Source organism: Arcicella rigui, from assembly GCF_034929435.1.
Classification (GTDB): domain Bacteria; phylum Bacteroidota; class Bacteroidia; order Cytophagales; family Spirosomataceae; genus Arcicella; species Arcicella rigui.
This window is the reverse complement of sequence record NZ_JAYFUM010000025.1, coordinates 85,943-103,323: the sequence shown is the minus strand read 5'-3', so window position 1 is coordinate 103,323 and position 17,381 is coordinate 85,943. Positions and strand designations below refer to the sequence as shown.

Here is a 17,381-nt window from a genome sequence, read left to right as displayed (position 1 = left end):
TTCACAATTCACTAACTCTCAACTCATCTGTTAATTAATAAGCTAATTGTCCTAAAGCTTTTTGTACATCTACTTTGCTCGATAATACCAAGTATAGCGAATTGTAATAATTGATTCTTGCTGTACGAAGGTCGGTTTCAGAAGTAATTACTTCTAAATACGTTTTGATACCCGAACGATACTGCAATTGAATCAAATCATAGACTTCTTTAGCAAGCTCCATATTTTCTTTTTGTGAAAGAAACACCGCCAAATTACTTTTATAAGTAGCCAAAGCTTGTTGATATTCTGAATTAACACTTAGTTTCAGATTTGAAACGTCTAAGGCTACACGCTTTAGTTGCCATTCTGCCGAATTGATATTGGCTTTGCGTTTTCCTCCTTGAAAAATTGGTAGTGAAAGTGTAAGTGCTGCAAATGAGTTAGGGTAATTTTTACTGTATAAATCTGAAAATGAATTATTCAAGAAGTTTAAATTGTACGCTCCGTTTACGGCTACCGTCGGCAAATAACTCCATTTATTATACTTCAATTCAGCTTCACGAAGATTTTTCAAAGTTGATAATTGCTTGTACTCGATTCTTGAAGTAAAATCTACTTGTTGCAAAGTATCTATTACTATGTCTCTTTCCATTTGTAGCGTATCGTAAACAATTGCCAAATCTTCTTTTTCTGGATACGCCATCAAAGATTTTAAGGTTTGTAATCTTGCTTTCAAGAGTTCTTCATTACTTTTTTTCAAAGCAATAGTATTGTTGAGTGTGATACTCACTCGCTTGAAATCAATTTTATCTGTCGTTCCGGCATTGTACTGATTTTTAGCATCTTTCAAACTTCTTTGCAGACGAATAATATCTCCTTCGCTTACTTTGATTTGCTGTTTGGTTGCCAAAACAGCATAAAAAGCCTTTGAAACATTGGCGGCTAAAGTGATTTTAGCGTTGGCTGTACTTTGGCTGGCTTGTAAACGCACATCATTTTGGCTTTTGTTTGCCAAAAGTGCATCTCTGTTGAAGATATTTTGTGATACCGAAAACTGTGTGGCAGAAGTATTACTAACGCCTAACTTGATTGGATTCCCACCAATAATACTGGTCTGTACTATAAAGTTGTGTTGTAAATTATAGTTGAAATTGATTTGTGGATACCAATCTGCCAATTTGCTCTTGATGGTATTTTCTACAATTCGCTGGTCGATGAGTGATTGTTGGATTTGTGGGTGATTCTTTACGGCGTATTGAATCACATTTTCTAAAGTAGCCTGCTCTAATTTGGGATTAGTAGAAGTGTTTTCTGATACATTTTCGGAAACACTTGTCTGAGCAAAAAGCACTGAGGGAATCTTTAAGATTAATAAGATTGCCAGAAAAAATACTGACTTTTTGTGTTGCGTCTGACTCATAAAAAATTGCTAAAAAAATAACAGTTTGAGTGAATTAATGAATATTTTGATGTTTAAGGTGTCTGCTCTTTATATTTATAACCTTATAAAAGTGATATTCGTTCCTGATTTTACAAAAATAGTCAATTTTGTTGTCTAATTATTAGTCAATTGTATTTTTTTTATAATTATCTGGAATATACTTTTAATTGAAAACTTTTGGGTAAGAACGAAGTTGAAATATAAAAATCAGATTTGTACAATAAATAGGGTCTAAAATTAAACAAAAACATTTATTTAGCTTGTTATAATTTAAGAATTACCGATTTACGACTTGAATCACGAAAAAAAATTCTTATAAATATTGACAAATTCTAATGAGTAATTGTACTTAACCTATAAGATTGACGTTAGATATTTGTTTAGGATACTTGGCATAATAACTTTGTTTTATGATTCAATATTAGATAAATCCTATTTAGGTTTTATCCTTTTTTATAAAAACAATATCTTCTATTCTCGGATAGAAAATGCCCAAAAATTATTAATAATATGAACAATGATATAAGTAATTCAGACGAAGTTCTTGACGTAGTTTTGATTGGAGCAGGAATTATGAGTGCCACTTTAGGGGCTTTGCTCAAGGAACTGCAACCAAATTTAAGTATCGAAGTATTTGAACGTTTAGACATCGCTGCGGCCGAAAGTTCAGATGCTTGGAACAATGCAGGGACAGGTCACTCTGCTTTTTGTGAATTAAATTACACGCCACAATTACCTGATGGTTCTGTTGAAACGGCAAAGGCTGTATCTATCGCCGAATCTTTTGAAGTATCAAAACAGTTTTGGTCGTACTTAGTAGAAAAGAAAAAAAATGTTTCGCCTGATACTTTTATCAAAAGTACACCGCACATCAGTTTTGTTTGGGGCGAAAATAATGTTGATTATCTACGCAAGCGTTATACAAAATTACAAGAATCTCATTTGTTTGATGGAATGGTTTATTCTGAAGACCCACAGGAACTTACAGAATGGATGCCATTAGTAATGGAAGGCAGAAACCCATCCGAGAAAGTAGCAGGTACAAGAATGGCTTTGGGTACTGATGTAAACTTTGGTTCATTAACCAGAATTATGTTTGAAGATTTACAGCAGTACGATGATGTTTCGATTCACTTTAATCATGAAGTAAGAAAATTGAAACAAAAGAAAGATGGTTTCTGGAAAATTAAAGTAAAAGATTTAACCACTGGTAATAAACGTGCAGTCAAAGCAAAATTTGTATTTATTGGTGCAGGTGGTGGCTCGTTGCCTTTATTAGAAAAAGCGGCGATTCCAGAAGGAAAAGGTTTTGGAGGTTTCCCTGTAAGTGGACAATGGTTGAAGTGTGTAAATCCAGAGGTTATCGAACGCCACAATGCTAAAGTATATGGAAAAGCTGCGGTTGGCTCGCCTCCGATGTCTGTTCCGCACTTAGATACTCGTATGATTGATGGCAAAAAGGCTTTGCTTTTTGGCCCTTATGCTGGTTTTTCTACTCGTTTCTTGAAAAACGGTTCTTTGTTAGATTTGCCTTTGTCAATCAAAGCGAACAATGTTCTTCCAATGATTTCGGCTGGTTTGGCAAATATTCCTTTGACAAAATATTTAATTGAGCAAGTTCGTCAGTCGCCAGAAGACCGTTTGGAAGCCTTGAAAGACTATTTTCCAAATGCAAAAATGGAAGATTGGGAATTGGAAGTGGCTGGTCAGCGAGTACAAGTAATCAAAAAAGACCCAAAACATGGTGGCGTTTTAGAGTTTGGTACAGAGGTAGTAAGTGCAGCAGATGGTTCTATTGCGGCTCTTTTAGGAGCATCTCCGGGAGCATCAACAGCCGTTTCTATCATGCTTACCTTGTTGGAGCGTTGTTATCCTGCTCAATTACAAAGCCCTGAATGGCAAGCGAAATTAAAAGAAATGATTCCTTCTTACGGCGAGTCGTTGAGTAGTAATCCTGAATTGACAGAAACCATCAGAGAAAAAACGGCTGAGGTTCTTCAATTAGTAGTAACGGTATAATCCTTATTTTTTATTAATACAAAAAGTCAATCAAGGGAAATCTTTGATTGACTTTTTATTTTTACACCAATTAAAAGAGGATAGAATAAAGTAATGAATAGGCTTAAATTTAGACAATCAATCGTCATAAACAGCAATCCATGTTTCAGCACAAACTTTCGTTTTTATTCTTTTTATTAATGAGTGTTTTTACTTTTCCAGAAATTACTGCTCAAAATAAAACAGCTACTTTTAAAGTCATCGGTTTTTATACAGCCAAACACGACCAAGCTCACATCAGTTTTGTACACGAAGCCAATAAATACTTTACCGAAATGGCTGAGAAAAAGCATTTTCAGTATGATTCTACCAACGATTGGAATAACCTAAATCAGGAATTTCTTTCAAAGTATCAAGTTGTTATTTTTTTAGATACTCGTCCAGAAATGCCCGAACAGCGAGCGGCTTTTCAGCAATACATGGAAAATGGCGGAGCTTGGTTGGGTTTTCATTTTTCAGCTTTTGCCTTAAATAATTCAACCTATCCGCAAAATTGGGATTGGTATCATGAAAATTTCTTGGGTTCTGGCGAATACAAAAGCAATACTTGGCGACCAACTTCGGCAATATTGCGTGTTGAAAATGCCAAACACCCTACAAGTAAACATTTGCCTAAAACTTTCAAATCTGCTCCAAACGAGTGGTATCGTTGGGCGAATGATTTACGGAAAAACCCATCCATAGAAGTATTACTTTCTGTTCACCCGAATAGCTTTCCATTGGGAACTGGCCCAAAAGCCCATGAAATTTGGCATAGTGGCGATTATCCAGTGGCTTGGACAAACAAAAAGTATAAAATGATTTACCTAAATATGGGTCACAACGATATTGATTACGAACACGGAACAAATGCCGATTTATCCAATACTTTTCAGAATTCCCTTCAAAATCAATTTATCCTCAATGCTCTTTTGTGGTTGGGAAAACCTTAATTCACCAAATGGTCATTTTGACCATTTGGTGAATTCTGTATTTATTTTACTTCAATTTGGATATTTATAGAACAATTACTTTATTTGAAGGAATAAAAACACCCAACAGCTTATGTAAAACAGACAATACATGAAAGCCAATGAAAGCTTTGTACATCAGTATGTTAGATTCATAACACAGATTTAAAATTTACAAACCTTATTTAACTATCCTCACCTTGAACTTTTCAGAACAACAAGTAGAAACACTTGCTCCGGATGCTGCTTCTTTGAAAGCAGGCAAGGCATTATCGAATGCCAATCAGTGGTTGGTAAAGCAAATGAATGAGCGAGTACTTTGGGGCGAAATCAAAGGAAGTGGCTCAAAGCCTTATCGTACACAAATAGATTTACAAAATATCGCCTATAAATGCTCCTGCCCTTCTTTCAAATTCCCTTGTAAGCATGGTATTGGCTTGATGCTGGCTTTTGCTAAACAACCCACTTTGTTTTCAAAAACTGATAACGAACCTGACTGGGTGAAAGAATGGATGGATAAGCGAAGTCAGAAAGCAGAGAAAAAAGCAGAAGTAAGTACGCCGATTTCGTCGGACAATGATGAAAAAGCCCAAAAAAGCAAAGAAAAGCGTCAAAACGAACGCCTTTTACAAGTAGAAGGCGGAATTGCTGAATTGGAATTGTGGCTGAAAGATTTGCTGAGAACAGGCTTTTTATCCTTGCCAAGCAAAGGTGTTCAATACTTTGAGCAAACGGCGGCTCGTATGGTAGATGCCAAAGCAACAGGTTTGGCAGGAAGAGTGCGGGCTTTTAGAGACTTAAATTATCTTCATAATAACGATTGGCAGAAAGAATCTCTGCGAATTGCCGCCGAATTGTTTTTGTTGATAGAAGCTTTTAAAAACGCTTCAAAATTATCCCCTGAATGGCAACAAAGCCTTAAAAATTTAGTGGGCTGGAATCAGTCATCTAAAGAATTATTACAAAATCATGATGCCGAAAAAGTAAAAGATATTTGGATTGCTTTAGGACAAGAACAACAAGAATCAGAAGGCATTATTGTACAACGAAATTGGCTTTGGGGTACAAAAACCAATCGCTCGGCTTTGATGCTCAATTTTGGTACGCCTTATTCTCCTCTCGAAAATGTCATTTTACCCGGAACTTTCATTGAAGCAGAATTAGCCTTTTTCCCTGCGGTTTTGCCACATCGAGCGGTTATTTATCTACAAAAAGGATTTGTTGAAAAACTTGATACAATTCCTGAAATGCTTGACGATTGGACGGCGGCGTTTCAATACCGTTCGGAATTACTCAGTAAATATCCATTTGTGAATGATATACCGATGATTATCAAAGGTTTGCGTTTTGTCCTCAATCAAAAAAAACATATCCTTTGCGATGCAAATAAGTACTACCATGAAATAAGTCTTTCTTGGACAGAGGAAAAAATGCTAACACTCTACGCCTACGCAGGAAGTACACCTGTGAATTTAGCAGGAGTTTTCAGACGAGATGGCTTTTTGCCTTTGGGAATTGTAGAAGGAGACAACTATTTAATGTTATAAAATATGTTACAACAGCTTATCAATACTGCACTTCTTGGCACAGAAAAAATGGGCTTTGATGAAAAATTATTGCCTGAAAGTATCCGCAATATTATCGAGAAAATGCCTGACACAGACAAAGAAGCCCGTTTTTTTAAAACGGTAGCACTCTTGTCATTTTATGAAGAAGCAGGACAAAAACCTAAACGTTTTGAAGGAGAATTTCCGATAGAAAATCTTAAAAGTGACGCTGCGGTTGCTTCCCCAAAATTTGCTTCTATCTTGAATGAAATTCTTGAAATTCCATACAATTTAAGAAATGATTTATTGACGCTTTGGCTTGATAAATTGATAGAAAATAAACAAATCTGTACGGCAAAATCAACCGTTGCGTTGTTGAATTCGATAGAGAGTTTACCTAAAAAATTACACCCAAAAATCATTAAAGTACTCAGTAAAAATGGTTTAGAGTTATTGGCTTTCAAAACAAGTATCTCAGCCACAACACAAGTTTCAGATGAACAAATCTGGAAAGAAGGCAAGCTTGCCGAACGAAGAGAATTATTTACTGAACTGAGAAAAGAAGACGTTCAGAAAGCTTTGGCTTTATTGGAAAGTACTTGGAAAGAGGAATCATTGAATGATAAAAGAGCTTTTGTAGAAGTAATAAAAACAACTTTTCAGCCCTCGGATGTCGCTTTTTTAGAAAGTGTTCTTCCAGAATTTGCCTTCAAAGCAAAAGAGCGAAAAACGCAAAAAGAAATCAGACAGACGATAAAAGGTTTGTTGATGGGAATAAAAACCACTGAAAGTTATAGCAATACTACGGCAGCTTTAAAAAGTTATTTTCATCAGGAAAAAGCCAAAGGAATGATGGGATGGATTGGCAAAGAAAATACAGTACTTGTACTCCCCGATACAAACGACGACTTCATGAATACCAGCAAAATGGAGGCTGAGTACGGCATGGAGTTATCGCCAGACGTTGCCATATTCACCACAAATCAGCACTATTGGTTTGCTTGTTTCTTAGAATATTTACCTTTTGATTTTTGGACACAGCATTTAGAAAAAGATGTACCCACAACGGTAAAGTACTTTATTTCAGAAGTTTTTACGGTAAAACTCTCAGGGAAAAAATTAGCCATTTTTTTGAATGCACTTATCAATAATGCCCTTCAACATAAAGATGTAGCTTTAGCAAAAGCTCTTTTGAAAATTACTTCTTTGCACGACCAACTTCCTCTTTTGGGTTTATTACCCGAAGACGAGAAAGAAGAGTACATACTTTCAACCAAACAATTGACTTCGCTTCAAGCCTTGGAAGCTTGTTTTAGTAATTTTCACGGTACTTGGTCGGCAGATTTTTCAAAGGCCATTTTACAAGAATGTTATACCATACTCATCGAAAAGAATACTTATATCTCAGAACAGCTTGGCGTTATTATGGTAAAATATTTACATCCTTCTGTCAGTGTTTTCTTGCTTAATACCAATCAGTATCCTGCATCAACCAATCATTATTATATCAGACATTGGGAAAAATATTTTGTGGAAGCAATTGTAAAATCACAGAGAATCAGACAAAAAATAAATACTTAAAGCTTAACCGTTGTATCAAAAATAGTAGATAAAAGTCCCCATTTTAAACAATTATCGTATGAATCTTTTACGCCAACACGCAGAAGTACAATTTTCGGAAGAATTAGCCGAAATCAAAAAACAAGATACAGGACATTTGCCTCCGAATTGGCAATTAACGCCACAAGCGGTAGTTACTTATTTAATGGGTGGAAAACTTAAAAATGGTTTTGAGATTTCGCCAAAATATATTGGCGACCGTCGTTTGATGGAAATAGCCGTGGCGACACTCACGACCGACCGAGCATTATTACTTTACGGTTTGCCCGGAACAGCAAAATCTTGGGTTTCGGAACATATTGCTGCTGCTGTATCAGGCGACTCTACTTTATTGATTCAAGGAACGGCAGGTACAGGAGAAGAAGCCATTCGTTACGGCTGGAATTATGCTCGACTATTAGCAGAAGGCCCAAGCGAAGGAGCATTAGTAACTACGCCCATGATGACTGCCATGAAAAACGGTAAAATCGCCAGAATTGAAGAATTGACCCGTATTTCAGCCGATGTGCAAGATACTTTGATTACGGTACTTTCAGAGAAAACAATGCCTATTCCTGAGTTGAGTATTGAAGTACAAGCTATCAGAGGATTTAATGTAATCGCTACTGCCAATAACCGAGACAAAGGCGTAAATGAACTTTCGGGAGCATTGAAGAGACGTTTCAATACGGTTATTTTACCCCTTCCAGAGAGTGCAAAAGAAGAAGTTGATATTGTTCGTAGGCGAGTAGCCAGCCTTGCAAAAAGTTTGGATTTGCCCGTACAAGCTCCTGCTTTACAGGAAATTCAACGTATTGTAAAGATTTTCAGAGAATTAAGAAATGGCGTAACCGAAGATGGGAAAACCAAACTAAAATCGCCGACAGGTTCGCTAAGTACAGCCGAAGCCATTTCGGTTGTGAATAATGGTTTAGCTTTAGCCGCTCATTTTGGCGATGGTAATATGAATGCCCAAGATTTAGCCGCAGGCATCATGGGAGCAATCGTAAAAGACCCCGTACAAGACAAAATCGTTTGGAAAGAGTATTTAGAAACAGTTATTAAAAGTAGAGAAGAATGGAAAGATATTTATCGGGCTTGTAGGGAGTTGTCGTAAAAATGCAATTTTATGAAAGGTCTAAAATGCCATGTATAATCGAGACGATATATCATAAACAATCCAAAATTTGGAAGAAGATAATTTTTTGACACATGAATTTAACAATCCTCGGTATTCGTCATCATGGTGTGGGGTCGGCAAAAAATGTGGCTGAACGCTTGGAAGAACTGTGTCCTGATATGATTTTGATTGAAGGCCCGCCCGAAATCACAGAAGCTTTAGCCTTAGTCGGACATACAGATTTGAAACCGCCTGTATCGGTAATGATTTATAATACCGAAAACCCCAGACAATCATCATTTTATCCTTTTGCAGCGTATTCGCCCGAATGGGTGGCAGCTGTTTATGCCAACAAAAATAAAATTCCTTTACGGGCAATGGACTTGCCTGCGGCGATTGGATTTCAGATTGACAATTTGAAACAACAAGAAGCTCAGGCAATGGCTGAACAAAAAAGTGAAACGAAAGAAACTGATACGCCAATTCTTCCTCCTAAAATTTCCCCTCGTGACCCACTTGGCTATTTGGCAGAAGTATCGGGCTTTAGTTCTGGAGAAGCTTTTTGGGAACATCACTTTGAAAAAAATTATATTAAAAATAACGCCACAGACCACTTCGAGGCGGTTGCTTTAGCGATGGGTTCGCTCAGAGAACAGCAGATTTTATCTTCTTTAGATGAAGAAAACGTCTATCGTGAAGCCTATATGCGTGAAGTAATTCGGAAAGCACAAAATGAATTATACAGCAATATCGTCGTGATTTGTGGGGCTTGGCATGCCCCTGTACTTCAGGAATTAGATAAATCGGCTAAGGCTGATACCAAGATTTTAAAGGCTTTGCCCAAAACAAAAATCAAAGTATTGGCAACTTGGATTCCGTGGACAAATCAGCGACTTTCTATACACTCGGGCTATGGAGCAGGCATTTATTCGCCGGGATGGTTTGAACATATCTGGAAAACACCTGATGATTATGATTTACATTGGTTGACTAAAGTAGCCGATGTTTTCAGAAAAAAGAATGTAGATATTTCTACGGCTCATATTATTGAAGCGGTGCGTTTGGCTGAAAGCTTGGCGGCTTTGCGTAATTTCCCCAAAGTCAGTTTAGAAGAACTCAACGAAGCTACTTTGGCTGTTATGTGCATGGGCGATGCTATCATGCTAAACTTAGTGCGTGAGGAATTAATTATAGGAAAAAAACTGGGTAAAGTGCCTGTTGATATTCCTAAAGTACCTTTGCAAGAAGATTTTGAGCGGACAATTAAATCGCTCCGTTTACCGCTTACGGCGAATGCCAAACAGTACGATTTGGATTTACGCAATGAGAATGATTTAAAGAGAAGTATTTTTTTACATCGTTTAGAAATTCTGGAAATTACTTGGGCAAAACGAGTGGACAGTAGAAGTAAAGGTACTTTCAAGGAGTCATGGAAATTGGAATGGGAACCCGAAATGATGATTTCAATCATCGACAAAGCTTTTTTTGGTAATACCATTCAGACGGCAGCCCAACAAGTAATTAAAAATCAATTAGAGCAAGAAACTTCTGTTGGAAAAGTAGCCGAACTGATTCAAAAAACCATTCCTGCTGAATTATTTGAAATTATTGGCGTATTGCTAAACAAAGTAGATGAGCTTGCGACAATTTCAGCCGACATCATGGATTTGATGTTTGCTTATCCGCCTTTGGTACAAGTAAGTCGTTATGGAAACGTTCGTAAAACTGACCTTTCGATGATTCAAGGCATTGTAGATAGCCTAATTACTAAAATAGCGATTGGCTTACCAAATGCTTGTTATGGATTAGATGAAGTTAATGCCGAGAAGATGTTTCAAAAAATTGGACAAGTAAATCAAGCCGTTCAATTGAATGATAAGCCTGAAATTGACCAAATATGGATGGATGCTTTGAGGAAATTATTAGAAAAAACAGGCGTAAATCAACTGATAAAAGGTTGTACTTGTCGCTTATTGTTGGATGCTCAATACCTTTCAGAAGAAGAAACAGACAGACAGCTATATTATTCATTATCAGCCAATAACGACCCCATAGAAGTAGCCGCTTGGATTGAAGGCTTTTTGAAAGGAAGTGGAATGATTTTGATTTATGATAACAAACTGTGGAATCTGATTTATCGCTGGGTAGCCCAAATTCAGGAAGATGTTTTTATGGAATTATTACCCATTTTACGTCGAACCTTTTCCAAGTTTGAATACGCCGAACGCCGTCAGATTGGTGAAAAAGCAAAAGCAGGAATCATTACAGATGATTATGCAAGTATTGCAAATACAGCAGAAGAATTAGACGAGAAACGAGCAGAAATGGTTTTACCTGTGTTGGAAATGTTGCTCATGTAGTGTCCAAAAGCTATTTATAAAACAATTATTAACAGTATTCTTGTATGTTAACTTCCCATAGGATTCAACAGTTTATCGCTTTTGAAAGAAAAACCAGAATATTTCAACTTTCTGCCGAAGAGCAGTATTTCTTAGACTTAATAAAATTCTTTAAAGAGGGAGGCGACAAACCTTCTTACTCTTCAAGCCACATGGGCTATACCACTTATCAATTGGATGATATTGTTGGTTTATTAAATCCATTACCCATTTGGGATGAAGTTGACGATAGAATTTTATCATTTTTGACTGAAAAAAACATTTGGTCAAATATTCGCTATTATTCTCGCCTGTATAGATTTTTAAATAAGTTGTTTGAAGAAGAAAGTTCTCATAATAATATTTATTTGTTTTGGAGCAAGTTAGAAGCAAGTGGCATCTCTAAAATTGACTTTGTAAATGATTTACTTACACCAAGTTGGGAGAATTATACTCAAAATTTATTCCTAAATAACTTTGTTGTCGAGAATGTATTAGCTGAACCAGAAAAGATAGTTAAAAGTGGGAATATGATGCTTCTAAAATACTTGGTTGATTATGAAATTAATCGTAAAAACACATCTTCTGTTGTTGATTTGTTTATTGATGATATTTTTGAAGAATCAGACGTCAAAAGTAAATATTTTTTCCATGAAATAAGGGCCTTCTCTTTTCTGCTAAGATCCGATTTGAAATATGAGATATTCATAATAAAAAGATTAGAAAAACAAAAAAACTTCTACTCTAAATTGCTTCTAATCAAACTATTGGAGTATCACTTTCCCGGAAAGTATAGTCATTTAATTTTTGATATAATCCATCAGTTGTTAATTTCCGAGCGAACGATTAAAGAAATTTCTTTTGGAATAAATAGCTATGACTTTTCAGAAGAATATCAGTATTCATTGTTTAAAAGCATACCATTTATTGATAAATCAGCCGAATATCTATCTGACTTTCTCGACAAGTATGATAATTTAGAAATGATAAAAAAGCTATTTTTTACAAAACATTTTGTAGGTATTGATGTGCTTCAAGTTATTATTGAAAAATATGGAGAAGAAAGTGTAGAGATAATCGTTCAACTTATCAATAATTTAATTGAATGGACATTAGATGACTATCGGATAAAAGCTTTAAAATCATACTTGACTATACTTACAACATTCAAAATCTCTACTTATAAAAATATATACATCAACTACCTTTCTCATAATTCTAAAAAATTAAGAGATATAATGGCTGTGTCATATTCGAGTTTTGGAGAATATGCTATTGAAGAGGCTGAAAATTTATTAAGGCATAAAAAGGCTGATTTACGCCAGACTGGAGCTTTATTATTATCCCTAATCAAATCTGAAAAAGCTCAAGAAATTTTAACAAATTTTATTGATACGGAGAAAAATGATGATACTCGTGACACCATGTTAGAAGGTATCTTAACCATTATTTCTAACCAAAATACACGAGAAGACATTCTCCATAGAGTCCAAAAAGCAAAAGAAAGAGGAAAATTAGAAACGCCTTTAGAAAAATGGTTAGACGAATCAAAACTTCCTCCTATATACTGGAAAGATGCTAATCAAATAATTGATAATGATACGCTTAGATTTTTGTTTTACCGTATGGGTAGAGCAAAAGATATTCGCATGGATATTGAAGCAAAAGCATTAATTATGTTGATTGATAGAGCTTCAAGTGGTGCTTTTGCAAAAGGTTTGGTTAAAGCGTATTTTGAAAATGGAGCAGAGGCAAAGTACAAATTTTGTTTGACTTTAGGGGGGCTTTTAGGAGATGATGACGTAATCAACTTGCTTCGCCAAAAGGTGATTGAATTTGCTGAAACAAGTAGAGGAAAGATGGCAGAATATACAGTGAAATCTCTGGCATTACAAGGTTCAACAAAAGCTTTAAGAGCAGTTGAGTTTTTTTCTCGTAAGTATAAAGCTAAGCATAAAAATATTGGGGCAGCAGCCAATGAATCGTTTATCATTGTTGCCGAAGAGTTAGGAATTTCACCTTATGATTTAGCTGATTCTATTATTCCTAATTTTGGTTTTGACGGACTATTTAGAAGATTTGAAATTGGAGATGAAAGCTATCGTGCGTTTATCAATACCGATTTTAAAATCATGTTTTTAAATGAAGACAACAAACTGTTGAAGTCGCCTCCTAAGGATATTAATAAAGAATTGGCAGAAGAGTTAAAGGAAATTTCAAAGGAAATCAAGGATATTGTAAAATCTCAATCAAACCGATTAGAACAATATTTAATTATTCAACGGAAATGGTCTTCTGAAAAATGGCAAAGCTTTTTCTTAGAAAACCCAATTATGTTTGTATATGCTGTTCGACTGATTTGGGGTGCTTATAATTCATCAGGGGAATTACTATTTACTTTTCGGTGCGAGCAAGATCAGACACTAATCAATGAAGAAGGTGATGAAATAGCACTATTGCCAACACTACAAATTGGAATGGTACATCCGATTTCACTTTCATCTCAAAGTATTGATTTTTGGAGTAGTAGTCTTTATGATGCCAATCTTCAGCCTATTTTTCCACAGCTTAATAGAATGGTCGTATCACTAAAAGAGCAAGATTGTTCACTTAAAATGAGTGAAGAGTTTAGTGATGTGGCAATTGGAGGATATGCTTTTGTAAATAAGATGGATAAATTAGGCTGGGTTAGAGGGTCTGTTGTAGATGCAGGAGGGATATCCAGTTATTACAAAGACTTTTCAGAAGCAGGAATTACGGCTATTATCATCCAAAAAGGAATGATTAGCGTAGGCTATCTTGAAGAAAATGCTGAATTAGGAAGTTTGATGTTTGTTCATAAAGGAAAAGTTGCCTTTGGAAGCTATGTTTATGACGAGCCAGAAAATATCCACGATACACGTTTAATTGACTTTGGGAATGTTCCGCCAATTGTCTATTCAGAAGTGATGGCAGATATGATTTCATTAAAAGCAATTCAGGTTCAATCATGAAAAACGAAGAACAACTCAAAAAATGGCGGTTAATTTTGGGCGGAGATGAAGCCGATGGAATTGGTTGCCAGTTATCTGATACAGAAATTCAGATTGATAAAGCCCTGACAGCTTTGTATGATTTGGACAAAAAGCAAAAATTCGATTATACTCAGTCGAAAACTAAAGGTGGGAGCGAAGGCTCAAGTCCAAGTGTTGCTCGTTGGTTGGGGGATATTCGTAATTATTTTCCGCAGTCGGTTGTGAAAGTCATGCAAAATGATGCTTTGAAACATCCAGAGTTGCAAAAGAAAATGATGCTCGAACCTGAAATTTTAGAGCAGACTACGCCCGACGTACATTTGGTGGCAACTTTGATGGAACTGGGGAAATTAATCCCTTCAAAAACAAAAGACACCGCTCGCCGTGTAGTTGAAAAAGTAGTGGATGAATTGATGCAAAAATTAGAGCAAAAAACAATTGCTGCTTTGTCGGGTGCATTAAGCCGTTCGGTCAGAAATAATCGTCCTCGCTACAATGAAATAGATTGGAATACTACTATCAGAAAGAATCTCAAACATTATCAGCCTGATTACAAGACGATTATTCCGGAAGTAAAAGTGGGTTATGGACGAAAAGCAAAGCGTTCGCTCAAAGATATTGTACTGTGTTTAGACCAAAGTGGTTCTATGGGAACGTCAGTGGTGTATTCAGGCATTTTTGGGGCTGTGATGGCTTCTTTGCCCAATGTTAAAACCCAGATGGTTGTGTTTGATACACAAGTAGCAGACCTTACAGAAGACTTGCAAGACCCTGTTGATTTACTTTTTGGCGTACAGTTAGGAGGCGGAACAGACATTAATTTGGCTTTACAATACTGTCAGGAAATTATCAAAAAACCTGATGATACAATTTTGGTGTTGATTACAGATTTGTATGAAGGCGGAAACCTTGCACAGATGCGTAAACGTGCCGTTGCCTTAGTTGAGTTGGGGGTACAAGTAATTTGTTTACTTGCCCTTAATGATGATGGAAGTCCTTCTTATGATGCCGCTAATGCGAAATTCTTTTCTGAGCATCATATTCCTGTTTTTGCTTGTACGCCAGATATGTTTCCAGATTTGATGGCTTCGGCGATTCAAAAGAAAGATTTATTTCAATGGGCTGGCGAAAATGATATTGTACTAAAAGGTATTTCATAAAGTACTTCAAAATCGTTTACTTTTCCCAAATGGTCATTTTGACCATTTGGAGAAATCATAAAATTCCTTTTTACTTCGTCAAAAAAAGTCTTGTAACAGATGGTCATTTTGACCATTTGGGAAAACATAAAATTTCATTTTCCTTCGTCACAAAAGTCTTGTTCCAAATGGTCATTTTGACCATTTGGAAGGATTATATAAAAACAAAATTTTATTAATCTTCTTCTAAGTAATCTAAATCTTTTCCATGTGTTTCTGGAATGGTTAAGATAGAGAAAAAGGCGATGGAAAAACAAATGAGAGCTACTACGCCTGCGGCATTAAAAACGCCCATATCAGGTTTTAAGCTTGCATAAAGTGTTGTCATACCGATTACTGTACCACGAACCATATTCGGAACGGTCGTTGCGGCGGTTGCACGCAGATTTGTACCAAATTGTTCTGCTCCAATCGTTACAAACATCGCCCAATATCCTGCTGAAAAACCCATAAATACACAAAGTGTATATAAACCCGAAGCCGTAGAAATCCCTCCATAAAGATATACAAGGGTACAAATCAAGGTAAGACTTATCAGAATGGTAACGGCTTTTTTCCTTGATTGTAAGTATTGACTTAAAATACCACTTGATAAATCTCCAAAAGCAATACCAACATAGCAAAACATAATGGCTTTGCCCGGTTCAATATTTTCTGCTATTCCCATTTGTTTTCCGAATTCATTGGCGAAGGTTGCCAAAATCCCAATCGTAAACCAAGTAGGCATTCCGATGCCGATACATTTTAAATAACGCTTACATCTATCTGCATTGGTGAACAAAGAAAAGAAATTGCCTTTGCTGACGTGCTTTTGTTTTTTTACATTTTCAAAAATACCAGATTCAAATACGCTGATTCGCATCAATAATAAAACGATGCCTAAGCCACCACCGATAAAATAAGCGTTTCGCCAACCGCCAAATTGCGTAACGGTAAAATAAGCTGCTACTGCCCCAAACAAACCAATTCCTGCAACCAAAGAAGTACCTAAAGCTCTGAGTTCTTTGGGTAATACTTCCGAAACCAAAGTGATTCCAGCTCCTAATTCTCCTGCTAAACCTACCCCTGCCACAAAACGAAGAATGGCATAAGAAGTAGGGTCTTGGATAAAGCCACAGGCAATATTTGCCAAAGAGTAAGTAATAATTGAACCAAATAAAACGGATAATCTGCCTCTTTTATCGCCCAAAACTCCCCATAAAATTCCGCCAACTAATAAACCACCCATTTGCCAATTAAGAATGTCTTTTCCGACAGAAGAGATTTGTTCTTCGTCTAAGCCTAAGTCTCTTAAACTTGAAACACGAACAATGCCGAAAAGAAGTAAATCGTAAATATCAACGAAATAGCCAAGTGCGGCAACAATCACAGGAATACTCAGAAGATGCTGTAAAGGAGTTTTTGAAAGCGTTTTTGTCATTTTATTGTCTTGAAAAGAGTTCTATACAGAATTTGTAGGGAAATATAATACATCCAAAACAATTAAAGCAAATTCTTTGGTCAAAAGCATATAAAACAGCTAATAAATAGCTTATTACAGAAAAATATTACGTGTTTATAATGCCTTTTAATTGATTGATAAAATATTATTTTGCTCTTACAATGACTCATTGTTATACGCTAAAATACTTTTGTAATCTTACAATGCTTCATTGTTACACGACAAAATATTTTTGTAATCTTACAATGCTTCATTGTTACACGACAAAATATTTTTGTAATCTTACAATGCTTCATTGTTATACGTCAAAATATTTTTGTAGTCTTACAATGCTTCATTGTTACACGACAAAATACTTTTGTAATCTTACAATGCTTCATTGTTACACGACAAAATACTTTTCAACCTTGAAAAATTGTATTGTTTACCAGAAATATCATGGAAGAATGTTGAGAAAAAATAGAAATGACAAGCATAAAATATTCTTAATGTGCTTATTATAAGGCTTTAAGCATATTGAAAAACATAAATGCTCGTTCTGGTCGTTGGTTAAGCGAAGCGTTCCTACGACCTAAAAATAAAAAAGAGCGTCACGCTCAACTTGGTATATCAACTGTAATTTAGCATTATTAGGGAAAATTATTTAAGTCAA

General features: G+C 35.8%; 10 protein-coding genes. 8 read left to right on the top strand and 2 right to left on the bottom strand.

Features of this window, described 5'->3' with window-relative positions; genetic code table 11:
- Positions 1 to 34: 34 nt before the first annotated feature.
- Positions 35 to 1,402, bottom strand: coding sequence for a TolC family protein (locus VB248_RS19115; RefSeq protein ID WP_323298426.1), 1,368 nt, complete (start codon positions 1,400 to 1,402; stop codon positions 35 to 37).
- Between the two features lie 531 nt (positions 1,403 to 1,933).
- Between VB248_RS19115 and VB248_RS19110 the strand changes: the two genes are divergently transcribed.
- From VB248_RS19110 to VB248_RS19075, 8 genes are all read left to right on the top strand, one after another.
- On the top strand, positions 1,934 to 3,442 hold the full coding sequence (locus tag VB248_RS19110; protein WP_323298425.1) for a malate:quinone oxidoreductase: 1,509 nt from the start codon (positions 1,934 to 1,936) through the stop codon (positions 3,440 to 3,442).
- Between the two features lie 140 nt (positions 3,443 to 3,582).
- Complete coding sequence (locus VB248_RS19105; RefSeq protein WP_407652919.1) at positions 3,583 to 4,413, top strand: ThuA domain-containing protein; 831 nt, start codon at positions 3,583 to 3,585, stop codon at positions 4,411 to 4,413.
- 218 nt (positions 4,414 to 4,631) lie between these two features.
- The gene (locus tag VB248_RS19100) at positions 4,632 to 5,978 is read left to right on the top strand and encodes an SWIM zinc finger family protein (RefSeq protein ID WP_323298424.1); all 1,347 of its coding nucleotides are present in this window, start codon (positions 4,632 to 4,634) and stop codon (positions 5,976 to 5,978) included.
- Between the two features lie 3 nt (positions 5,979 to 5,981).
- Entirely contained in the window at positions 5,982 to 7,559 is a 1,578-nt protein-coding gene (locus tag VB248_RS19095; protein WP_323298423.1) for a DUF5691 domain-containing protein, read from the top strand.
- Between the two features lie 58 nt (positions 7,560 to 7,617).
- The gene (locus VB248_RS19090; protein WP_323298422.1) at positions 7,618 to 8,694 is read left to right on the top strand and encodes an ATP-binding protein; all 1,077 of its coding nucleotides are present in this window, start codon (positions 7,618 to 7,620) and stop codon (positions 8,692 to 8,694) included.
- 95 nt (positions 8,695 to 8,789) lie between these two features.
- A complete protein-coding gene (locus VB248_RS19085; RefSeq protein ID WP_323298421.1) occupies positions 8,790 to 11,057 on the top strand; it encodes a DUF5682 family protein in 2,268 nt (755 codons plus the stop codon).
- A gap of 44 nt (positions 11,058 to 11,101) precedes the next feature.
- Complete coding sequence (locus tag VB248_RS19080; RefSeq protein ID WP_323298420.1) at positions 11,102 to 14,068, top strand: DUF4132 domain-containing protein; 2,967 nt, start codon at positions 11,102 to 11,104, stop codon at positions 14,066 to 14,068.
- Positions 14,065 to 15,249 carry a VWA domain-containing protein gene (locus tag VB248_RS19075; protein ID WP_323298419.1) on the top strand — a complete coding sequence of 395 codons (1,185 nt, stop codon included), beginning with the start codon at positions 14,065 to 14,067 and terminating at the stop codon, positions 15,247 to 15,249. Before VB248_RS19080 ends, VB248_RS19075 begins: the two co-directional genes overlap by 4 nt.
- Positions 15,250 to 15,463: 214 nt before the next feature.
- Here VB248_RS19075 and VB248_RS19070 read toward each other — a convergent pair whose 3' ends face one another.
- Positions 15,464 to 16,708: an MFS transporter gene (locus VB248_RS19070; RefSeq protein ID WP_323298418.1), complete on the bottom strand. Its 1,245-nt coding sequence runs from the start codon at positions 16,706 to 16,708 to the stop codon at positions 15,464 to 15,466.
- Positions 16,709 to 17,381 lie beyond the last annotated feature (673 nt).